The sequence below is a fragment of the Rhodococcus sp. KRD175 genome (assembly GCF_017168275.1).
Taxonomy (GTDB): domain Bacteria; phylum Actinomycetota; class Actinomycetes; order Mycobacteriales; family Mycobacteriaceae; genus Rhodococcoides; species Rhodococcoides fascians.
On sequence record NZ_JABFAQ010000013.1, the window covers coordinates 90,919 to 113,557 of the forward strand.

Below are 22,639 nucleotides of genomic sequence, written 5' to 3' on the forward strand. Positions count from 1 at the left end.
ATAGCTTGGTGAGTAATGGCTGAACAAGAGACAGACAAGATTCAGAGTGCCGACGGGACGGACCTCACGGTCGCCCAACTGCGGGATTGGCTACGCAACTGGGTTGCGGACGCGACGGGTCAACCCGCGTCGGCCATCTCCGACGACCGTCCGATGGAGGAATTCGGTCTGTCCTCTCGCGATGCCGTCGCACTGAGCGGTGAGATCGAGGAGCTGGTGGGGGTCACGCTGACCGCGACCGTCGTCTACCAGCACCCCACCATCGCGTCTCTGGCCAAGATCATCATCGAGGGCGAACCCGACGAGCCGGTGGGTACCGTCGACGACGCGTTCTACACCAGCGGCGTGCAGTCGGGCGACGCCCACGACATCGCGATCGTCGGACTGTCGTCGCGCTTCCCCGGCACCGGTCACACCCCCGAGGAGATGTGGTCGCTGCTCATCGAGGGCCGCGACGGCATCACCGACCTGCCCGAGGGCCGGTGGAAGGAATTCACCTCCGATCCCGTCATCGCCGCAGCCGTCGACGCGACGGTCACCAAGGGTGGCTACCTCGACGACGTCAAGACCTTCGACGCCGAGTTCTTCGCGATGTCGCCCAACGAGGTCGTCAACGTCGACCCGCAGCAGCGCCTCGCGCTGGAACTGACCTGGGAAGCGCTCGAGCACGCGCACATCCCGGCCAGCTCGGTCAAGGGCAGCCAGGTCGGCGTCTTCATCGGCAGCTCGTCCAACGACTACCAGCTCATCGCCGTCAGTGATCCGGCCGTGCACCCCTACGCACTCACCGGCACCTCCACCGCCATCGTCGCCAACCGCGTGTCGTACTTCTACGACTTCCGCGGGCCGTCGATCGCCGTCGACACCGCCTGCTCGTCCTCGCTGGTTGCTGTGCACCAGGCAGTGCGCAGCCTGCGTACCGGCGAATCCGATCTGGCCGTGGCAGGCGGGGTCAACATGCTGCTCGCCCCGCCGATCACCGTCGGCTTCGGTCAGACGGGCGTGCTCGCTCCCGACGGCCGAATCAAGGCCTTCTCCTCCGACGCAAACGGCATGATTCGCTCCGAGGGCGGCGGACTCGTCGTGCTCAAGCGACTCGAGGATGCCGAGCGAGACGGCGATCAGGTGCTCGCCGTCATCGCCGGATCCGCCATCAACCAGGACGGCCGCTCCAACGGACTCCTAGCGCCGAACCCCGACGCACAGGCCGACGCACTCCGATTCGCATACCGCGACGCCGGCATCAACCCGTCGGGCGTGGACTACATCGAAGCGCACGGCACCGGAACCATCCTGGGCGATCCCATCGAGGCCGACGCGCTGGGCCGAGTGGTCGGTCGTGGCCGCGACGCGGACAAGCCGGCATTGCTCGGCTCGGCGAAGACCAACTTCGGGCACCTCGAATCCGCCGCGGGCGCAGCAGGTTTGATCAAGGTCGTGCTGGCGATGCAGGAGAACAAACTCCCAGCGTCACTGAACTACGTGGGCCCCAACCCGTACATCGACTTCGACAAGGCGCACCTGAAGGTCATCCCGGAGGCCACCGACTGGCCGCGGTACACCGGCAAGGCCGTCGCCGGCATCTCCGGTTTCGGCTTCGGCGGCACCAACGCCCACGTCGTCGTGCGCGAGTACGTACCGGGTGAGACCTCGGCCGAATTCGACCCCGCTGCCGTGGATCCCGAGGCCGCGGTGGTGGAGGGCGTCTACGAGGAGCAGCTCGACGCCGAGACGACCAGCCCGGTCGCCGAGGCCGAGACCATCCTGGCGGAGTCCGACAGTGCTCCGGAGACAGTGATTCTCGCGGTGTCGGCCGCGTTGCCGTCGCGCCGTAAGCGCGCGGCGTCGGAACTGGCCGACTGGCTCGAGACCGAAGAGGGCAGCACGACGCCTCTGGTCGATGTCGGCCGTACATTGGCTCGGCGTAACCACGGGCGTTCGCGCGCAGTGGTTCTCGCGTCCACCACAGCCGAGGCCATCGCCGGATTGCGCGCCATCGCAGCAGGCAAGCCCGGACCGGGCGTGTTCTCCGCGGACTCACCCGCGTCCAACGGCGCAGTGTGGGTGTTCTCCGGATTCGGCTCGCAGCACCGCAAGATGGCATCGCGGCTGTACCGAACCAACGCCGTGTTCGCCGCCGAGGTGGACAAGGTGGACGAGCTGCTCGTCGACGAAGCCGGCTACTCCATCCGCGAGATCATCCTCGACGACTCGCAGACCTACGAGTTCGAGAACTCCCAGGTCGCCATCTTCGTCATCCAGATCGCCTTGGCCGCAACGCTTCGCGCGCACGGTGCCGAGCCGTCGGCCGTCATCGGCCACTCGATGGGTGAGGTCGCCGCCGCGTACGTGGCCGGAGGCCTGAACCTCGAAGACGCCGTCCGCATCATCTACGCCCGCTCGCGGCTGCTGGCCGAGGGCCAGGACGGCCTCGGTGCCGCCTCGCAGGGTGCCATGGCACTCGTCGAGTACACCCCCGACGAGGTCAAGACCCTCACCGATCAGTTCCCGAACGTGGAGCCCTGCGTGTACGCCGCGCCCACGCACACCACGGTCGGCGGGCCCCGCGCCGAGGTCGAAGCCCTCGTCGAAAAGGCCGAGGCCGCGGGCAAAATGGCCCGACTGCTCGACGTCAAGGGAGCCGGCCACACCGCAGCAGTCGACGTTCTGCTCGGTGAGCTCGCCGCCGAGCTCGCCGGAATCGAACCGAGCAAGCTCACCGCGGGGGTCTACTCCTCGGTCGATCGTGAGGCGCACTACCGCGTCGGACATGCGGCGATTCACGGAGTCGACTACTGGACCAAGGGAATGCGTCACCCGGTCTGGTTCACCCAGGCCGTCAATGTTGCTGTGGGAGACGGGCACACGACGTTCGTGGAGCTCGCCCCGAACCCCGTCGCGCTGATGTCGGTTGCCGCTACCGCGTGGGCTGCCGGCCTGGCCGACGCCACGTTGATTCCGACGCTCAAGCGCAAGGAAGACGAGGCCGACACGTTCCTCGCCGCGCTGGCGCAGCTGTACGTGCACGGTCATGCGCTGGAACTGGCGACGCTGTTCGAGTCGGGTCCGTATGCCGCAATTCCGCGAACTGCGTACTTGCGCAAGGAGTTCTGGCTCAACTCGCAAGTCAGCTCCAGCGGTAACTCTCGCGTTCCCGGTGCCCGGGTGGCGCTGCCCGACGGCCGCCACGTCTGGGAAGTCCAGGCCTCGGCCGTCTCGGGATTCGATGCGTTGGTCACCGCCGCTGCCTCGCAGGTGTTCTCCGATGTGGCGCTGGGTGCTTCGGTCTCGCATGCATCGGTGCCCGTGGCCGGCACGGTCGTCACCACATTGACCTCGCACCTCGGTGGGGCGTCGGTCCAGGTCCATGCACACGAGGGCTCGGCGTTCACCCTGCTGCACGAGGCTGTCGTCACCTCGGGCGATGTGCGGCCGGAACCTGTTGTGGCGGTAGAAGAGCGATCCTCGTCTCCGATGGAAGAGTTGCCCGAGGTCGTCGAGACGTTCGGTGACCGCTGGGATCCCAACGGCAATCAGAAGCTCGAAGATCGACTGGCGATCATCGTCGCCGAGTCGATGGGCTACGCACCCGAGGACCTACCTCCCGAGGTGCCGCTGATCGAACTGGGGCTCGATTCGCTCAGCGCCGTTCGGATCAAGAACCGCGTCGAGTACGAATTCGACATCCCCACAGTGCAATTGCAGGCCGTGCGTGATGCGAACCTGCGTGAGGTGGAGAAGTACCTGCGCTACGCCATCGAGAACCGCGACGAGGTGCAGGCGCTGGCAGACAAGCAGGCCGCCGAAAAGGCTGCCGAGCAGGCTGCCGAGAGTGGCGCGACTGCACGCGACGCAGCCCTGGAGACGGCCGTCGCCGCACCGGAGACCGCGGTTCCGAGTGCGGAATACCAACCCGCACCGGTGGTCGCAGCGCAGACCGACCTGGGCGGCAAGGAAGCGTTCGCCGAGGCCGCCGGATCCGATGTGCCCCCACGTGACAACGCCGAGCGGATGACGTTCGCAACGTGGGCAGTGGTGACGAAGGAATCGGCCAAGGGCATCTTCAACACCCTGCCGATCCTCGACGACGAGACGGCCGAGAAGTTGGCCGCTCGCCTGACCGAGCGGGCCGGCGGCGAGATCACCTTCGACGACGTACTGGACTCGGAGACCATCGAGCAGCTCGCCGACAAGGTACGCCCGCATCTCGAGGACGGCGAGATCGACGGTGTCGTGCGCAATCTTCGGGCCCGCCCCGAGGGCTCCTCGGCCACACCGGTATTCGCGTTCCACTCGGCCGGTAGCTCCACCGTCGCCTATGAGCCGTTGCTGCGGAAGTTGCCGGCAGGCACGCCCATGTACGGCCTCGAGCGCGTCGAAGGACCCATCGCCAAGCGCGCCGCGGAGTACGTGCCGCTGATCAAGGCGATCCAGCCCGAAGGACCGTACGTGTTCGTCGGATGGTCGCTCGGCGGCATCCTCGCCTACGAGGTGGCGCGTCAGATGGAAGAGGAAGGCATCGAGGTCGCCTACGTGGGGCTGCTCGATACCGTCATGCCCGGCACCAAGATCCCCGACACCAAGGACGAAGTCCGCAAGCGTTGGGAGCGGTACGCCGCGTTCGCCAAGAAGACGTACAACGTCGACTACCCGATCCCGTACGACAAGTTGGTCGACTCCGACGACGAGGGTCAGATTCGGATCATCACCGATCTGGTCAAGCTCAGCGGGGCAAAGATTCCCGGCGGCATCATCGAGCATCAGCGGACGTCGTGGCTCGACAATCGGGCTATCCAGACGGCCGAGCTCAAGGAGTACGGCGGGCACGTCACGCTGTACCTCGCCGACAAGTACCACGACGACGCGATCGCCCTCGAGCCCGCATACGCCACCCGCGAAGAGCACGGTGGTTGGGGACCGGTGGTCAAGGACCTCGAGATCGTCTACGTCGGAGGCGACCACCTCGCGGTCGTCGACGAGCCGTACATTGGAAAAATTGCGGCCCATCTGTCGAAGACGCTCGAGAACATCGAGTCTGCAAGAACCGGAGCGTAGATTTTGAGTGGCACCACTGCGGAGAAGCTGGCCGAGCTACGGGCGAGGCTGGAACTGGCCAAGGAACCGGCCGGCGAGATCGGCATCGCCAAGCGCGCCAAGAAGGGCATACCCAGCGCCCGAGATCGCGTGAACTCGCTGCTCGACCCCGGCAGTTTCGTCGAGATCGGCGCGCTGGTGAAGGCCCCGAACGATCCGGGTGCCCTCTACAGCGACGGCGTCGTCACCGGGCACGGAACCGTCGACGGCCGTCCGATCGCAGTGTTCTCGCACGATCAGACCGTGTTCGGCGGAACCGTCGGCGAGATGTTCGGCCGCAAGGTCGCCGGCATCATGGACTTCGCGATCAAGATGGGCTGCCCGGTCGTCGGCATCAACGACTCCGGTGGAGCTCGCGTGCAGGACGCCGTCACCTCCCTCGCGTGGTACGCCGAACTGGGTCGACGCCACGAGGCGCTCTCCGGCCTGTGCCCGCAGATCTCTCTGATCCTCGGTAAATGCGCCGGTGGCGCGGTGTACGCACCGATCAACACCGACATCGTCGTCGCCACCGAAGAGGCGTACATGTTCGTCACCGGACCGGACGTCATCAAGTCCGTCACCGGCGAGGACGTCAGCCTCGACGAACTCGGTAGTGCCCGTGTCCAGGCCATGAACGGCAACGTGCACCACGTCGCTGCCGACGAGAAGGCCGCATTCGACTGGATTCGGAACTACCTGAGCTACCTGCCGTCGAGCTGCCAGGAAGAGGCACCGGTGATCAACCCGGGGCTCGAGCCGGAGATCACCGAATCCGATCGCACGCTCGACTCGTTCATGCCCGACGCCGACAACGCCGGTTACGACATGCACGACATCATCCTGCGCATCTTCGACGACGGCGAGTTCCACGAGATCGCCGCCCAAACTGCACAGAACGTCATCACCGGCTTCGCCCGCGTCGACGGTCGGCCGGTGGGAATCGTCGCCAATCAGCCGATGCACCTGTCCGGGGCACTCGACGCCAAGGCAGCGGACAAATGTGCGCGGTTCATTCGCCTCAGCGACGCCTACAACATTCCGATCATCTTCCTCGTCGACACACCCGGCTTCCTGCCCGGCGTCGACCAGGAAACCCTCGGCGTCATCCATCGCGGTGGCCGCTTCATCTTCTCGTTCGTCGAAGCGACGGTGCCGAAACTGACTGTCGTCATTCGTAAGTCGTACGGCGGCGGATACGCGGTGATGGGCTCGAAGCAGCTCGGATCCGACATCAACCTCGCCTGGCCGACAGCCCGCATCGCCGTCATGGGTGCCGAGGGCGCCATCAACATCATGAGTCGCAAGCAACTCGCCGAGGCAGGCGAGAACGCTCCGGCGCTGCGGAAGCAGCTCATCAACTTCTACAACGAGCATGTCGCAACGCCGTGGATCGCTGCCGAACGTGGCTACATCGACGCCGTCATCGAGCCCTCGCAGACGCGCCTCGAAATTCGCAAGGCCTTGCACATCTTGAAAGACAAGGAAGTACACAAGAGTCCGCGTAAGCACTCTTTGCTGCCGATCTAGCCAAGCGCGCCGGTCCTGCGTCGGGGTCGCTTCGCTCCCTTTTGGGATCAATGTGGGTTTCAGTCGCTCTGACTGCAACAAAGCCACATTCATTCGTCTGTCTCCCCGAGCCAGAAGCGAATGAATGTGGCTTTGTTGCAGTTGGAGTGCTTGCAAGAGACATTCATCCGGTCGACGTCGCGCTCCGTCGAAGAACGAGGTTCGGACGGGGCCGCGCCAGAGCCTGTTGATAGCCGGCCCGAAGATCCGCGAGTACGCGCTGGGGGTCGTCCCGGATGTCCTGCGGCAGATGTGACACCACGATCGCGCCGTGGCGTTGCAGGAGAGCTCGGCGAGCCATCGTGTTCGCATGATCGATCGGCGAGAGGTGATGAGCGAGGGAGTCGATCTCCCACCCGAAGCAGACTGTGTCGAGGAAGCCGTCGGGGCTACCGAGGAATGTACCGTCCGAGGTGAACAGCCGGGCATTGTGAATCATTGGTGGGAGTCCGCTCGATCGGTAGAGCCGTTGAGCGTCCGCCTCGGCGACGGAGTGAGCGTTTCCTTCCAGATCCCTGATCGCCAACCGTGTCGATGCGCTGTAGCGTCTCGGCCCCTCCGCCAATTCGATTGCCAGCTCTTCGAGTGATGCCGCACCCCGTCTGATGATCTCCGCAATCAAAGCCGTGCACTGAGATCGTCCGCGTAGTGCGCGGGTCGCGTCGACGACACTCCGGGATACCGGAGCGCAGCGCGGACCGTGGTCGAACACCGTTTCGGGCATGCGCCAGGTGCGTTCGGATCGGACGAATTTGACGGATGCTCGCTGCATCTCGTTCGGGACGAGAATGTGAACTTCATTCGACGGTGGATTCGGCCCCAAGCCATGCACACTCAATGCCGCGTTCCCAGTGAGGATGCTGTGTGGACCGCCGTACGCCAGGGCAGCAGCCATTCGCTGTCGGTGAGATGGGAAGCCGTTGTGCAGCAGCACCACCCCTGGGAGCAAGTGCTGCCAAGGTCCGCCGGCTGCGCATCGGCCGGCTACCGTCCCGTCCGCGACACCGGCCGAGCGAAGCTGTGCCCTTGTCACGACGCCGTGATCGGCGACGTCCTCGAGCATCGATAGGTCTGTGGCCCAAACTCCCCGTTTCATGCCTCGACTGTCGAACGCGACACTGACACTTCGACGTCGAAAACGGCCGTTCAGGGGTTCCCTGTGGATGGTCGACGAGGTTGTGCACAAGTGCCTCGAGGGCGTGTCTTGTGCACCGAAGACTGTCGGGGGTCGGTGGTAAGCCCCCGATCCATCGATCGTGCGCCAAACCCCGCTCCATCGGCCGTACGCCAACCCCCGTCCGCATGAATGCGGGATTCAGTCAGTCAGAGTGCAACAAAGGGACATTGATCCCAAAAAGGAGCGGGCGACACCACGCGGAGGGGCGGGTGAGGCTGGGTGGACTATTTCTCGAAGACTCGCAGCTTTCCGTCCTCGTAGAATCCCGATCGCGTGGTTTCTCCGGTTTGCAGGTCGGCGGGCACGGCGCTGGGGTAGTACTGCTCGTAGCGCTCGAGTGAGCCCCAGTCCCTGGCCCAGTCGTTTTTGAGGTAGGTGGGGACGGCAACTGGCTTGGCGAGTAGTTCGGACCATCCGAGCGGTCCGCCGTTCTCGCCGGATTGCCAGGTGTCGGTGGAGCTGACGGCCAGTGGGCGGTCGGGGAGGATGCGGTAGCCCGGTACCTCGGCGACGCCGTAGCGGTGGTCGAACGGCCGTTGGCACGGGAACTGGAGTCCGACGGCCCAGTCGAGCAGAACGGGCTGCTCACTGCCGATCATGGTGTTCAGATTCTCCATCACCGGTACTCGCGGCGGGGTGAATGCGAGCCACTGGTCGCCGGTGAGGTTGGGGTCGTTGGCGACGATGCGGACGGCGTCGGCGTCGGGTGCGATGTCTGCCAACGGAACTCGCAGGTTGCGCCACGAGGGTGCGGGTCCGATGTCCCGAGGTAGGTAGGTGCCCTGCGCCTGGACGCTTCCGTCGGGCTGGCGCTTGCCGTATTCGAGCAGCAGCGACTGGCCGTAGGTGAGGGCACCGGTGTCGTCGTAGGACCAGATACGTCCGGCCGCGGAGAACACGACGAGTGGTGCGTCGTCGCTGCGGGCGGGTAGCTGGTACCAGCTCGAGGTGGCCTCGGCCGGTTCCTGGATTCCTTCTTGGTAGGAGCCGAGGACGGGTGTGGTGGCGGGGTCGAGTCCGAAGGGGAGGGCGGCGGTGGAGCCGTTGACGCCCAGTGCGCCGGTGCCTCCTGCTGTGCCCGAGCTCTGGCCTTCCTCGAAGGCGGGTCCGACGGCTTGTTGGTCGGTATTGCCCTGTCCTGGTTTGACTTCCACGGCGTCGGCGCTGAGGTCGCTGGGGATCCCGTTGGCGGTGAAGTTGCGCAGGGTGTCGCTGGCTCCGCCGAGGGGGCCTGCGACGGGATCGAATTCACCCGGCAGGGGGCTCAGCACATCAGCGTTGGGATCGGCTTCGACGAGCACGTCGTTGGCGAGTCCGCACGAATTACCCAGTACCGATTGCACATTGGAGCGCGCGAGCGAGTAGGCGGGATATTGGGAGACGGCACCCTTGACGAGGGAGAGGACCTCGAACAGCACCATGATTCCGGCGATGACGGTCAGTGGTGCGGCAGCGAACGTGCGAATGCGTCTACCGCGGGCCGACGTCGGTTTCGGTTGTGGCGGAGCGTATCCCTCACGTAGGTATTGGAATGCCGCGACGGCGAGAACCAGTCCGAAGAGGACGAGGAACAGCGAGCCGGATTCGTTGCCGCCGAGCGAGACCGTCTTGTCGAACCACGGCACGCCGTAGCTCGAGACGTACCAGTAGCCGTTGATGCCCGAGAACGACAGTGCCAGAACGAACATCAGGCCGGCCGTGAACAGGGATCGGTTTCGGCGTGAGCGCAGTGCACTGGCCGAGACGGCCACTGCGGTCAGTGCGGCGAGCCCACCGGCGATTCCGGCGTAGGAACCGAAGTGGTGAGTCCACTTGGTGGGGTTGAACATCATGAAGAAGATGGTTCCGAGGACGACGCCGAGCAGTCGCCAGGCAGGCCCGTTCGCGATGCCGGGAATGCGCCGGCGTCGCAGGAGCACGAACAGCGTGGTGAACAGGCACAGGAGCATCGCGAGGAACGCGAAGCGGCGGGCCACGGAACCGTCGACGGTCTGGACGAAGAGGTAGTAGTACCGCAGGAAGTCTTGGTACCACGCCTCGTTGGGGCCGATGATGGTGCGCACTCGGGTGGATTCGATGACCGTCGCGAAGGTCTGGTCGGCGAACACGACGACGAGGACGAGTACTCCGGCAGCAACCAACGGTGCCAGCATGGCGAGGGTGCCGACCTGACGGTGGCGTCGGACCACGATGCGAGCGATGGGCCGGGCTCCGGCGAGAAGCGCTGCCACACACATCAATCCGGTGGGTGCGGCGGCCAGGGTGAAGGCACCGATGAGGCAGGCGGCGGCTGCGGGAAGCAGTCTGCCGGTAGCGATGGAGCGTTCGATCGAGCACCAGGTCAGCAACGCGCCGAGGGCGACGATCGGCTCGGGACGCAGTCCGTTGTTGTACGGGAGCCAGAAGGCGAGGAACACCAATCCGCCGGTCCACAACGCCACGTTCGATTTGCGCACCGCACGTCCGAGTCGCGGCACCACCTCGCGGCTGATCACCATCCAGCACAGGACTCCGGCGATCAGGGCGGGCAGGCGCATCCACGGGCTTGCGGTCGAGATCTTGGCGAAGACGGCCAGGACGTCGTAGTACCAGCCGAACGGTGCCTCGGGGACGCCGAACCAGCGGAAGTAGTTGGCCATGTAGCCGGAATGTTCGGCCGCGCGGGCCATGGTGAGCAGATAGCCGTCGTCGGAGGTGTTGGCGCCGACGAAGTGCCAGCCGACGAGGACTCCGAGAACCGTGACGTCGACGCCGGTGAACTTCCACCAGTGCGACGGGAAGAAGCGGCGGTGCGCGCGGCGGTCGGTGCCGTCGAGCCGTGCGAGCGCGCCCATGGCCAGCAACGTGCAGGCGATCGCCAGCACCATGATCAACGACTTCAGGATGGTCGGAGTCGACGAGAAGCGGGAGTCGACGTCGACGGTGACCGACATGTCGGCCGGGGCCGCGCCACTGAGATCACTGAAGATGCCGACGACCTGCGGACGGAGATCGCCGTCGAGCCGACCCTGGACGGGTTGGCCGCTCTCGTCGGTCAGTCCGGTGAAGGCTGCGGAGGTGTACTGGTCGTTCGAGGTGATCTCGATGGCGGCGCAGCGCGTGCTCTGGACGTCGGCGCGCGGTGCCGTCGCGACGACGACGTTGCGGTCGAGGACATCGACATTCGACTCGCCGACGCGAACGAACAGGCTGTTGAGGGCGGCACCCTCACCTTGCGGGGGTGCGGTCGCCAGCAACAGCCCGCCCGACGCGGGTAGTGCGGCCACAGCAGAGCACGGGAGGGTGGCGGACAGTCGCAGGGGTGCCTGGGACACCAGTGGGGCGTCCACGTCCTGTAGAAGGCCGTTCTGCGGCCACTCGATGCTCGCGGTGGTCTGCGTGACGGGTGCGAACGGAGTGATCAGTGCGAACAGCACGCCGAGTATGCCGGCCACCATCGCGATCAGCCGGGGAATCCGTACCTGAGCACGAAGTTCGTCCGAGGCTCCGAGCGGAGCGGGGACGGGGGGACCAGCTGATGAATCTGTCACGACGTCGGGCACGATTGTCGATGTTATGCGAGCGTGACTTCGAGGTCACACAGGCGCCGTCCCCGGATCCGATGGAGAAACAGGGAATCAGCCGGTCTTCATCGGTCCGTCGCTGGACAGTCCCGACCGAGACTGTTGCTCGACGGTGATCCGGGCGGTCGCGGCAGCCGGATCGAGTGGCGTGTATCTCTCGATCGACCCCCAATCGCGGGCGTAGTCGTCGGCCAGATACGACGGCAGAGTCTGGGCACCGAGCAGCAGTTCGGTCCACCCCAGCGGGCCGCCACCGAAAGAATCCTGCCAGGCGTTGGTGGATTCGGCTCCGGTTCGGTCGGGCAGGATGCGGTACTGCGGCACCTCGGCGACGCCGTAGCGATGATCGAACGGACGCTGGCACGGGAACGCCAGCCCGACCGCCCAGTCGAGCAGAACGGGGTCGGTGGACCCGACCAGAGAATTCAGCGTCTGAGTTTTCGGGACGCGTGGGGGAGTGACGGCGAGCCACTGATCTCCGGCCAGGTCGTTGTCCTCGGCGACGATGCGAACGGCGTTCGCGTCGGCGGGTAGGTCGTTCATCGGTACGCGCAGGTTGCGCCACGACGGTGCGGGGCCGATGTCGAGAGGCGTGACACGGCCGAGTGCCTGGACGTCGCCGCCGTCGCGGCGTCCGTATTCCAGTTCGACGCGTTGGCCCGGGGTGACGATGCCGTCCTTGTCCACCGAGCGAATTCGGCCTGCGGCGGCGATGGCGATCAGGTCGCCCTCTCCAGGCAGCGAATACCAACCGGAGGTCAGTGACGCGGGCTCGGTCGCTCCGAAGCTGCCGAGGACCGGGGTCGTTTCGGGGTTCAGTCCGAACGGCAGAGCGACTGTGCTGCCGTTGATTCCGACGTTCTCGTTGGTTCCGCCCGAGGTGCCTGCGGAGTTCGACGAGGTGGCCGACGCGCTCTCTTCGGAGTCCTCGGGGCGGATGGAGTTGGCACTGCCCTGGGCGGTGTCCTCGGAGTCGGCCGTGAGGTCTTCGGCGACGCCGTCCGGGGTGAATCCGGTGCTGCCACCTGCTCCCGGCGCGTCCGGGGCGGGGTCGATCGGCTGCAGGACGGACCCGTTGACGTCGGTCTCCACCTGCACGTCACCGGCGAGTCCGCACGAGTTGCCGGCGAGTGCGGAGAAGTTGGATCGCGCGATGGAGTACGCAGGGTATTGGGCCACAGCACCTTTGGCGAACGAGAGCACTTCGAATGCGACGACACCGCCTGCGACGATGGTCAACGCGGAGGGTGCGAAGCGTCGACGCGTGGTGGTTTCTGCTGTGCGATAAGGCAATCGGACATGTTGGTACGCGGCATACAGCAGGGTCAGCACGGTCAGGCCGAGCAGGATGGTCGAGAAGCCCTTGCCGGCAATGGACGGCGGCTTGTCGAACCACGGAATGCCGTAGCTCGAGACGTACCACCAGCCGTTCGAGCTGGTGAACGCCACGGCCGTCAGGAACAGCACTGCGGCGGTGAACAGCGTTCTGTTTCGCGGGGATCGGACGGTAGCCGCCGTGACGGCCACCGCTGCCAGTGCGCCGAGAGACGCGGCGAGACCGGCGTACACACCGAAGTGGTGGGTCCACTTGGTGGGGGTGAACATCATCAAAGCCAGTGCGCCCAAGACGATTCCGAGTATCCGACGCGATGGCCCGGTGGCGGTACCGGGGATGCGTCCGTTCTTGCGGAGCATCACCGCGATGCAGACGACGATGCAGAGCAGCATCGCGAACATGCCGAATCGTCGGGCGAGCGAGCCGTCGGGGGAGATGGTCATCAACGCGTCCCAGCGCACCCGTTCCTCGAACCAGGGCACGTTGGGTCCGAGAGCCGAGCGCACCCGGGTCGCTTCGAGCACGGTGCTCAGAGTTTGGTCGGCGAAGATCGCGATCACCACGGCCAGTCCCGACGCGATCAGCGGCGCGAGGACCGCGAGCAACCCCACTTGGCGGGCTCGTTTGACGATGATCATCACGATCGGGCGGAGTCCGGCGAGCAGCGCGGCGACGGCGATCAGTCCGGTGGGTCCGGCGGCGAGCGAGAAGGCGGCGATCAGTGTGCCGACCGCGGCGGGCAACAGTCGTCCGGTGGCGATCGCACGCTCGATCGAGCACCACGTGAGCAGCGCGCCCAGGGCGATGACGGGTTCCGGGCGCAGTCCGTTGTCGTAGGGCAGCCAGAAGGCGAGGAACACCAGGCCTGCGGTCCACAGCGCGACGCGGTTGGTCAGTACCGCGCGCCCGAGGCGGGGGATGACCTCGCGGCTGATGACGAGCCAGCACAGCAGTGCGGCGATGGTGGCAGGCAGGCGCATCCAGATGCTGGCGGTGCTGACTTTGGCGAGGGCGGCCAGCATGTCGTAGTACGGCATGCCGAACGGTGCTTCGGGAACGCCGAACCAGCGGAAGTAGTTGGCCATGTATCCGGCGTGCTCGGAGACGCGTGCCATGTTGAGCAGGTAGCCGTCGTCGGAGGTGTTGGCACCGATGAAGTGCCACAACACCAGCACCCCGACGACGACGGCGTCGACGCCGGTCACCGACTTCCAGCGTGACGGCAGGAAGCGGCGGTGACGCCGACCGTCCACGCTGTCGAGGCGATGCAATGCGAACAGGGAGGCGACGACGGCCAGCGCGCCGACGATCATCGCCAGCAGCTTGAACGTCGTCGGGGTCGAGGAGTAACGGGAGTCGATGTCCACGCGCACGTTCAGACCGTCGACCGACGCGGTGAGGTCGGTGAAGATGCCGACGACCTGAGGTCGGACGTCGCCGTCGACAGTGGTGGCCGCGCCGCCGAGGTCGACCACCGTGCGAGCGGCGTTCGAGGAGATCGTCAGCGCGCAATCGGAGGCCAGGTCGGATACGGGAGCCTCGGCGAGAACGCGATCGCGAAGCAGCACCTGCAGTCGATCGTCGTCGACCCGCACGGTCAGTGCTCGCTGCTCGGTTTTCGCCGCTGCGATCGGAGCGGTGGACATCACCGTGCCGCCGCCGTCGAGCCGAGTGGCAGTACTGCACGGGATCGTCGCGTCCAGATCGAGCGGGGAGTAGCTCACCAGCGGAGCGTTGACACTACCGAACGAGCTCTGCGGCCACGACAGCGTGGAGACGTCCTGCTGCACCGGCAGCAGCGGAGTGGCGATGGCCAGGACGGCACCGATGATGCCGGTGACGATCGCTATCAGCCGGGCAGTCGTGATGTTCGGAGCGGTCGCAGGCACACCGGCGATGCTATTGGACGAGCGAGCGCACATCCCACACCCATACGCCGCCGGTGTATTGCGGCTGGACGTCGAGCAGCTCGGTGACCGTGCTGCGCAGGGCGACGGTGTTCTTGCTCGGCGGAAGTACCACGACGTCGGCTTCCCAGAAGCTCATGTCCTGCGCCGCCTGGCTGCGCTGATCGGCGGTGATTTCCGGAACGGTGCCGGAGTCGTAGACCGAGCCGAGCAGCAGCGCCGTCGGGCGATCGACGGCACCGTACTTGGCGACCTTCTCTTCCTGATCGCTCGGTCCGACGAAGTATCCGGCGGCAAGCGTGAAGCCCATGTCCGCGTCCATCTGCCAACGCAGCGGCCGGGCGTCCTCGGGCCGTGGGAGAGGGACGGTGACGACGGAACCGTCGTCGACGTAGTTCTGCCAATCGCCGTCGGCGAAGAACCGAGGTGTGGGGGATTTGTCGACGGTGACCAGCGGCGTCGGGATCAGCGGAACGAGGGCGAGGGCGAGTCCGGCGATCCAGAATGCAGGCAACGGCCGTAGTCCGTTGCGGAACGTCCGATCGGTGGCCAGGACGAGCAACAGAGCGAGTGCGGGGACCGCGCCGAGGGCGAAGCGGGTCTCGAGGACGGATTCGACGAGTGGGTATTCGGCGAGTTTCGTCCACGGCAGGGTGATGCCGGTGTCGTTCTTGCCGATCATCAGCGTTGCGCCGAGCGAGAGCACGCTCATGACGATGGCCGTGGCAGCCGCGGCTCTGGCGCAGGCAACACGCCACATCCACACTGCCGCCACGAGGCACAGCACGAGCAGCGGCCAGCCGAAGTAGGCGTTCTCCTCGGTGGCGTTGATCCGTACGTTCTGACCTGGGGTGGCGACGCCACCGATGGATTGCGTCGGGAACTGGAACAGGGCTTTGGCGTCGTTGCCCATCGGGCCGTGTTCGAGGAAGGAGTACGACTGCGGTCCGAAGAACTGCCACCACAGCGGCAAGGCGACGATGGCCAGCGCGATGGTCGCCGACACCGCGAGCCGGGGTACGGCATTGCGTACGGCCCGCCACAGGGAACGCGGCCGGGACAGGTAGTAGACGACGGCGAAGATGGCGAACGACATCGCGAAGATCAGCAGCGGTTCTTCGCCGAGCAGGATCTGCAGCGCGACGATCAGGCCGAGCCCGACGGTGTTCTTGGTGGTTCCGCCGCCGTGTGCGATGCGGGTGACCAGCATCGCGATGACCGGGAGCAGGAACAGCACCACGAAGTTGGGGTGGCCGTTGGCATGGGAGATGGCACCGGGCGCGAACCCGCACAGTGCGCCGCCCATTGCGGCGGCACCCTTGGACGCGTTCAGCTGACGCGAGAACAGCCAGTACCAGGCGAACGAGGTGCCTGCGAGGCCGGCGGCGAGGGCGATTGCCCAGGTGACGGTGGGTCCGAACAACAGCGTGATCGGAGCGAGCGGGATGGAGATGCCGAACATCGCCGTGTTCGCCATCAGATTCACCCCGAGCGGGTAATTCTGCAGGTCACTGGACAGTGGATTGTCCAGATGCGCGACGGCATGGGCGGCGACGGAAAAGAACCACTCCCACATCGTCTGGTCCTGGCCGCTGTTGTAGAGGTAGCCGCCGTTCAGATTGCGCCACTGACCCTGTAGGACGTACACGGCGGCGATCAGAAATCCGACGGCCGCCACGAGGTCGCCTCGCCCGACGCCGGAGTGTCGAGCCGGTGCCGTGGTCGGCTGCCGCTCGAGAACTCTCTGGTCGTGGGTGGTCATCGCGTCGAGGTTACAGAAAGATCACGGTCGGCGAAAACTCGAACGTGCTGGGTCACACCGGCTGGAGTGCGACGCCGCCCCACCCCTATGTACGGATCAGTCACCGATCCAGGTGGTCACGTTCGTCACGTCTGCCCGTTCGGTTCGGAACGAGTTGATCGGGTGCTCCAGGTCCGCGTATCCGAACGAGATACCGAGCACGATGCGCCGGTGCTCCGGTATGTCGAAGTAATCGTGCAGAAAATCGGAGTACGACGCGAGGGCGGCCTGTGGGGCGGTTGCGATGCCGAGGCTGTGTGCGCTGAGCAAAAAGGTGTTGACGTACAGACCGCAGTCGATCGCTCCGTACTCGCCGAGATCGGCCTCGGTGGTGATCACGGCGACGTGTGGCGCATCGAAGAAGTCGAAGTTACGGAGCATCTGAGCAAGGGCGCGCGGATCCCCCTTCTCGATGCCGACACTGTCGTAGAGCTGCAGTCCGCACGCACGGCGACGGTCGCGATAGTCGCCGGCGTACTGGGTGGGGAAGGGGATGTCACTCTGCACGGGGCCGCCGCCGCGGACGTGGTCCTGGAGTGTCCGGCGGAAGCGGTCTGTCCCTTCCCCTTCCGTCACGATGACCTGCCACGGCTGGGTGTTGCACCACGACGGTGTGCGCTGGCTCAGGGCGAGCACACGCTCGATATCGCCGCGTGGCACTGCATCCGGCCGGAACTGTCTGCACGTCCAGCGTTCTTCGAGAATTCCGGCGAGTGCCGAGAATTGCTGCCCTCGATCGTCTGTCACAGCGTCCATGTACACCCCTGGTCTCATTTCGAGACTACAAAGTAGCAGCAATAGTCTCGTTTCGAGACTGCTGGGTAAGGTCGACGGTATGCGTCATGCGGAGCTGGCCGATGTGCCCTGCTCGATTTCGAGGTCTCTGTCCGTTCTGGGTGACCGGTGGACGCTGGTGATTCTGAAGTGGTCGTTCGCAGGGGTTCGCCGTTTCAACCACTTCCAGAGCGCCATGGGGATCTCACGAAGTCGGCTGCAGGATCGACTCGACCGCCTCGTCGAGCACGACATTCTCGCCAAGGTGCAGACCGATTCCACCTACGCGGAATACCGGCTGACCCGCAAGGGCCACGACATCTATCCGATTCTGATGGCCTTCAAAGACTGGGGCGACGCGTACATGGCACCCGACGGTGTCCCCGTGCACTACACGCACCGCGACTGTGGGGGCAACGCACACGTGAGGCTCGAGTGTGACTCGTGTGGCGATGAGATCACGGCTCGTCAGGTGCTGCCGGCGCCTGCCGCGGGTAACCCGCTTGTGCCGTGACGTACTCGGCCTGCGGCCGCGGTCTCGATCCGGCGCGCATGGCGTTTATGCAGTGCGCACCGCCAGTGCGAAGGGGCCGATATCGGTCACGGTGAAGCGTGGATCCTCGAACAGTGACTCGGGGAAGGTGACGGTGTAGCGCCGCACGTTCGGATCGTTCGGGTAGACGTCCTCCGCCAGTCTCAAGGTGTAGCCGTCGGCACCGCGGCGGAACAGGAAGGCGTCGGGGGCGCGCCACTGGCTGGTGTCGAGCGCCTCGATCATCTGGTCGGGGGTCTCGAGCTCGGTCCACCGCTCGATGGCGTCGGCCCGCTGATCGAACTGCGCCAGTGGATTGGCGTAGTGCGACGTCAGTCCTTGGAATCCGAAGTACGGGTAGTAGCTCAGGAACGAGGTGTCCGCAGTGAGCAAGACGGTTTCGTCGCGCGGTCGACCGGTCTGTTCGGTCAGGGCGTCGTCGACCTCGCGGTAGTACGAGACGGCGCTCGGCGGACGCATATCGGCACGGTTGCCATCACCGTCGGTGTCGGAGTACGCGACGGTGATCTCGCTCTGCAGTACCTGGGGGATGTTCTGCGCGAAGGCCATTGCGCCGATGGTCGCGACGACGACGGCAGCGATGCGGAACTTCGGTGGCTCGTTGATGGCCTGGTAGATCGCGTGGCTGCCTTCGAGGAATCCGAAAACGCCTGCGCTGCCGAGCAATACGATGAGAACCGCTTCGAGTCGGAACGAGAGCAGTGTGGTGCCCGCAGCCGTGGCCGCCATGGACAGCAACGTCCACAGGTAGACCGCGACGACGCCGACTCCGAGTGCCTGTGCTCGACGCGACGACGAGAAACGTACTGCGACCCATACCGTTCCGAAGAGGCACAGAATGCCCATCATCGAGAACTCGAACATCGGGAACGGAAGCGTTGCACCGGCCTCGGGCAGGTAGTGCAGTGCGGTGCCCGATGTGGACGGTGCGCCGCGGAGGAAGTCGACGAGATACGGCAGCCATACCGTCGCCGCTATGAGGCCCGAGATGACGGCGATCGCAGCCACTTTGAGTGCAATGGGAATCAGGGCCCGCCAGGTCTTGCGCTCGCGACAGGCGAGAACGGCGGCGAACAAGGCCATCAGCACGACGGTGAACGCGGCCAGACCCAGGTACAGGGTGTAGAACGTCGCGGCCAGGCCGAGGAACAGGCCGGTACCGATTACCGCTCCCCAGCCGCCTGCTGCGCGTCCCCCCGTGGGGATGAATGTCCCATTCTTGCCGTCTGACCGACTGGATGCCGCATTCATCCCGACGGGGCGATGCAACGCGCCCCAGGCCAGGAGCAATGCCGGGGCGAACAGCAGCACGATGACGGCGCTGTAGGCCTCGGGCGAGGCGTAGGCGACAACCAATGCAGTCGTGACAGCGCTGACGGCGACAGCCCAGTCACTGCGGATCAGGGCCTTCCACAGTACGAAAGCGACCACCGACGTGACAGCAAGCAGTCCGATTGCGTACGGCTTGAACACTTCCCAGCCGTCCATACCCAGCAGGTTGCCGACCCGTCCACCGAGCCAGAACCAACCGGCGGGGTAGAAGGGTGGGATGTCGGCGTACGTCATGTCGCGCAACGACGCCGAATCCGTCAGCCGCGTCAGGTATTCGGTGCGAAACTCCTGGTCGACGGAGATGCCGAACAGGTACAGCTTGGTTGCCGCCAAAGGCATTCCGAGGGTCACGGTAACGAAGCCGGACAGCCCGACCCACGCCGAGAGTCGAGCGATCCACGGCCACTTACGGATTCGGTACAGGTAGATCGACGACGCGAACAGGGCCGCGGCTACCACCTGGCCCAGAGTTGTCAGAGCGCGAGTGACGTTGGACGAGTTGAACGCCGGCCACTGAACCAGTGAGAAGGCGTACAGCCCGACCGTCGCCACCACGACTGCGACGAGCGCACCGAGAACGATCTCCCCGACGGCAGAGGCGGTTCTGCGAGCCGGTGCAACCCCGTCAGTCATCGAGATCAGATGGGCAGCTTGCGGAAGATCGGCCGCGGCACGTGTCGCAGCACCATCATCACCAGACGCCACGGTGCGGGAGTCCAGATGAGCGGGGTGCCCTTGCGCGAAGCGTTCACCGCGAGCTTCGCGATGACCTCCTTGTCGACGGTCATCGGCGCTTCCTTGACGTGGGCGCTGAACTTGGTGCGCACCATGCCCGGACGAACGACGGTGACCCGAGGACCGAACTCGCGCAACGCTTCTCCGAGTCCGAGGTAGAAACCGTCGAGACCGGCCTTGGTGGAGCCGTAGACGAAGTTCGAGCGACGGACCCGCTCGCCTGCCACCGAGGACATGACGATGATGCGGCCGTACGCCTGCGCCTTCATCTTCTCGCCCAGCAGAACGCCGACCGACACGGATGCGGTGTAGTTGATGTTCGCGGCCAGGACGGCCTTGCGCTGGTCCTGCCAGAGCTGCTCGGCATCGAAGTCGACGGCGAAGGCAACGATGGCGACGTCGACGTCACCCTTGGCCCAGGCCGCGTCGATGACCTTCGGATGCGACGCGGTGTCGAGTGCGTCGAAGTCGATGACGTCCACGGACTTCGCGCCCTTGGCGGTGAGCTGTGCAACGGCACTCTCACGCAGTGGATCGTTGGGCAGCGCGGCGAGAACGACGCGTGCCGGAGACTTCGACAGGTACTCCTCGGTGATCGCGAGACCGATCTCGCTGGTGCCACCCAGAACGAGAATCGTCTGTGGGTTACCTACGGCGTCTATCGTCACAGCAGTTCCAGCCTTCTAGCCATATCGGAGGCGAAAACGCCTGTGGGGTCTACAGATCGACGAACCTTGATCCATTCGTCGATCCGCGGGTACATCGAGTGGAACGTCTCGGCGTCGGTGCGCGAATCCTTCGCGGTGTACAGACGACCGCCGAACTCGAGCACACGCTTGTCGAGTTCGCGGACGAACTCGTTCAGGCCCGGCTTGATCGGGAAGTCCACGCAGATGTTCCAGCCTGGAATCGGAAAGCTCAGTGGCGCTTTGTTTCCGGGCCCGAACAGCTTGAACACGTTGAGGAACGAGTAGTGCCCCGACTTCTGGATGTCGACGATGATCTTCTTGAACTCGTCGACGGCCTCCGGCGGCACCACGAACTGGTACTGCAGAAATCCCTTGGAGCCGTAGGCGCGGTTCCACTCACTGAACATGTCGAGTGGGTGGTAGAACGCTGTCAGGGACTGAACCTTGTTCCGATAGTTGCCGGCCTTGCGGTACCAGGCCTCGCCGACGGCGGAGAACGTGTACTTGTTGGCGAGCCCGTTCGGAAAGATATCGGGGAACTTCACGAGCGGCTTGGCGTTGAAGCGCAGCGGATCTTTCTGCAGCTTCTCGGGAAGCTGGTCGAGGCGCGCCAACGATCCACGTGAGAGAGCTGCGCGGCCGAGCTTGGGGGGCGGAGCCACGGCGTCGAACCAGGCGCTCGAGTAGTCGTAGTTGTTCTCACTGCCGTCGCTGTGCAGGGCAATGGTCTCGTCGAGGGTGCTGGTGACGTCGCCGTCGGCGATGAAGTAGGCCGTTTCCGTGGGCGTCATCTCGATCGTCGCGCGCAGGATGATGCCGGTCAGGCCGTTGCCGCCGACCGTCGCCCAGAAGAGCTTGGCGTTCTTGCCCGTCGGCGTCAGGTGGCGGATCTGACCGTCCGCGGTGAGCAGTTCCATCGAGCGGACGTGGTTGCCGAAGCTGCCCGCGCTGTGGTGGTTCTTGCCGTGGATGTCCGTGCCGATCGCTCCGCCGATGGTGACCTGACGGGTACCCGGAAGCACTGGAACCCACAGACCGAACGGCAGTGCAGCACGCATCAGCTGGTCGAGGTTGACGCCACCGTCGACGTCGACGATGCGCGTCGAGGCGTCGATGCTGTGAATGCCGTTGAGGGCATTCATGTCGATCACGAGTCCGCCGGAGTTCTGCGCGTTGTCGCCGTAGGAGCGGCCGAGGCCGCGGGCGATGACGCCGCGTCGGAGGTAAGCCGGCTTGGAGTCGTTCTGCTCGGCGACCTGCTTGACCGCGTTCGCGATGAGCTCGGGGTCGGAGGTCGAGAGCACCTCGCCGGTGGAGGGCGCAGTGCGGCCCCAACCAGTGAGTGTGCGGGTCTGCGTGGGTAGCGGCGCAGTGTTCCCGGCCTGTGGTTCCAGGGGGAAGAGTGCGTCGTCGGCTGTCGTGGACATCGCTCAAGAGGGTACCCGCATTGCGATAGCAGCTAATGTCAGTCCTCGTGTCCACCCCTGATCGCTCCATCGAAGACGGCTCCGGGAACGACGACTGGTCGCCCGAGGACGACGAGCTGCAGCATCACGTCCCGCTGCCCGTCGAGCTGCCACTGACCGAGAACATCGCCGACGCGGCCCTCGATCTCAAGACGCAGGTAATGCGGTTCTTGGCGACGGGTGTGCTGTCGGCGATCGTCGATCAGGGCATCAACCTGATCCTGCATTTCGTGTTCGGCGTCGGGGTGACTCTGGCCAAGGCAATCGGGTTCGTGCTCGGCACCACCACGGCGTACCTGATCAACCGTCGGTGGACGTTCAACGCGGCACCGTCGCGGGCCCGGTTCTTCGCCGTCGTCGCGTTGTACGGAGTCACCTTCGCCGTCCAGGTCGGGATCTACACCTGGCTCTACCAGGTTCTGCCCGACGGCTTCTGGTACGCCAACGTGGCGTTCGTCGTCGCGCAGGGAACGGCGACGGTCATCAACTTCCTGGTGCAGCGGTTCGTGATCTTCAAAATTCGGTAACTGTTGTGGGGCGCTAAGTTTCCTTGATCCCGGGCCGAAGTCCTGGTTCAATGTGCCCCAGGAGGGGAGTATCCCCCAGCAGCTTCGTCGTCACCACGGCCCGGCAATCCGGGCCCGGCGAGCGGCCCACGTCGGGC

General features: G+C 65.3%; 12 protein-coding genes. 4 read left to right on the top strand and 8 right to left on the bottom strand.

The genetic code is table 11. The features are described from left to right. The first annotated feature begins 15 nt into the window (after positions 1–15). Positions 16–5,055 carry a polyketide synthase Pks13 gene (gene pks13, locus J1M81_RS19610; protein ID WP_206498641.1) on the top strand — a complete coding sequence of 1,680 codons (5,040 nt, stop codon included), beginning with the start codon at positions 16–18 and terminating at the stop codon, positions 5,053–5,055. Between the two features lie 3 nt (positions 5,056–5,058). Next, the gene (locus J1M81_RS19615; protein ID WP_206498642.1) at positions 5,059–6,603 is read left to right on the top strand and encodes an acyl-CoA carboxylase subunit beta; all 1,545 of its coding nucleotides are present in this window, start codon (positions 5,059–5,061) and stop codon (positions 6,601–6,603) included. 163 nt (positions 6,604–6,766) lie between these two features. Here the strand turns inward: J1M81_RS19615 and J1M81_RS19620 are convergent, their stop codons facing one another. From J1M81_RS19620 to J1M81_RS19640, 5 genes are all read right to left on the bottom strand, one after another. Beyond that, the gene (locus J1M81_RS19620) at positions 6,767–7,738 is read right to left on the bottom strand and encodes a hypothetical protein (RefSeq protein ID WP_032371690.1); all 972 of its coding nucleotides are present in this window, start codon (positions 7,736–7,738) and stop codon (positions 6,767–6,769) included. Between the two features lie 305 nt (positions 7,739–8,043). Further along, positions 8,044–11,361 carry an arabinosyltransferase domain-containing protein gene (locus J1M81_RS19625; RefSeq protein WP_206498643.1) on the bottom strand — a complete coding sequence of 1,106 codons (3,318 nt, stop codon included), beginning with the start codon at positions 11,359–11,361 and terminating at the stop codon, positions 8,044–8,046. Between the two features lie 75 nt (positions 11,362–11,436). After that, a complete protein-coding gene (locus J1M81_RS19630; protein WP_283348111.1) occupies positions 11,437–14,607 on the bottom strand; it encodes an arabinosyltransferase domain-containing protein in 3,171 nt (1,056 codons plus the stop codon). A 10-nt stretch (positions 14,608–14,617) separates the two neighbouring features. Next, positions 14,618–16,387, bottom strand: coding sequence for a hypothetical protein (locus J1M81_RS19635; RefSeq protein ID WP_032374171.1), 1,770 nt, complete (start codon positions 16,385–16,387; stop codon positions 14,618–14,620). A gap of 96 nt (positions 16,388–16,483) precedes the next feature. Continuing rightward, positions 16,484–17,182, bottom strand: coding sequence for a nitroreductase (locus J1M81_RS19640; RefSeq protein ID WP_045841680.1), 699 nt, complete (start codon positions 17,180–17,182; stop codon positions 16,484–16,486). 79 nt (positions 17,183–17,261) lie between these two features. On the opposite strand from J1M81_RS19640, the gene J1M81_RS19645 reads away from it, so the two are divergent. Continuing rightward, a complete protein-coding gene (locus tag J1M81_RS19645; RefSeq protein ID WP_032374170.1) occupies positions 17,262–17,714 on the top strand; it encodes a helix-turn-helix domain-containing protein in 453 nt (150 codons plus the stop codon). A gap of 45 nt (positions 17,715–17,759) precedes the next feature. Here J1M81_RS19645 and J1M81_RS19650 read toward each other — a convergent pair whose 3' ends face one another. The 3 genes from J1M81_RS19650 to J1M81_RS19660 are packed head-to-tail and all read right to left on the bottom strand — an operon-like array spanning position 17,760 to position 21,936. Continuing rightward, entirely contained in the window at positions 17,760–19,718 is a 1,959-nt protein-coding gene (locus tag J1M81_RS19650) for a galactan 5-O-arabinofuranosyltransferase (protein WP_206498645.1), read from the bottom strand. 5 nt (positions 19,719–19,723) lie between these two features. Beyond that, on the bottom strand, positions 19,724–20,488 hold the full coding sequence (locus tag J1M81_RS19655) for a decaprenylphospho-beta-D-erythro-pentofuranosid-2-ulose 2-reductase (RefSeq protein WP_027494796.1): 765 nt from the start codon (positions 20,486–20,488) through the stop codon (positions 19,724–19,726). After that, entirely contained in the window at positions 20,485–21,936 is a 1,452-nt protein-coding gene (locus J1M81_RS19660; RefSeq protein ID WP_027494795.1) for an FAD-binding oxidoreductase, read from the bottom strand. The genes J1M81_RS19655 and J1M81_RS19660 overlap by 4 nt, the downstream gene beginning before the upstream one ends. 47 nt (positions 21,937–21,983) lie before the next feature. Between J1M81_RS19660 and J1M81_RS19665 the strand changes: the two genes are divergently transcribed. Then, the gene (locus tag J1M81_RS19665) at positions 21,984–22,502 is read left to right on the top strand and encodes a GtrA family protein (RefSeq protein ID WP_371831416.1); all 519 of its coding nucleotides are present in this window, start codon (positions 21,984–21,986) and stop codon (positions 22,500–22,502) included. The last annotated feature ends 137 nt before the right edge of the window (positions 22,503–22,639 follow it).

What these genes read in the sequence shown, in the direction of transcription:
- pks13 (WP_206498641.1), top strand. Translation starts at nt 16, where the DNA reads ATGGCTGAACAAGAGACAGACAAGATTCAGAGTGCCGACGGGACGGAC.
- J1M81_RS19620 (WP_032371690.1), bottom strand. Translation starts at nt 7,738, where the DNA reads ATGAAACGGGGAGTTTGGGCCACAGACCTATCGATGCTCGAGGACGTC.
- J1M81_RS19635 (WP_032374171.1), bottom strand. Translation starts at nt 16,387, where the DNA reads ATGACCACCCACGACCAGAGAGTTCTCGAGCGGCAGCCGACCACGGCA.
- J1M81_RS19640 (WP_045841680.1), bottom strand. Translation starts at nt 17,182, where the DNA reads ATGGACGCTGTGACAGACGATCGAGGGCAGCAATTCTCGGCACTCGCC.
- J1M81_RS19645 (WP_032374170.1), top strand. Translation starts at nt 17,262, where the DNA reads ATGCGTCATGCGGAGCTGGCCGATGTGCCCTGCTCGATTTCGAGGTCT.
- J1M81_RS19650 (WP_206498645.1), bottom strand. Translation starts at nt 19,718, where the DNA reads ATGACTGACGGGGTTGCACCGGCTCGCAGAACCGCCTCTGCCGTCGGG.
- J1M81_RS19660 (WP_027494795.1), bottom strand. Translation starts at nt 21,936, where the DNA reads ATGTCCACGACAGCCGACGACGCACTCTTCCCCCTGGAACCACAGGCC.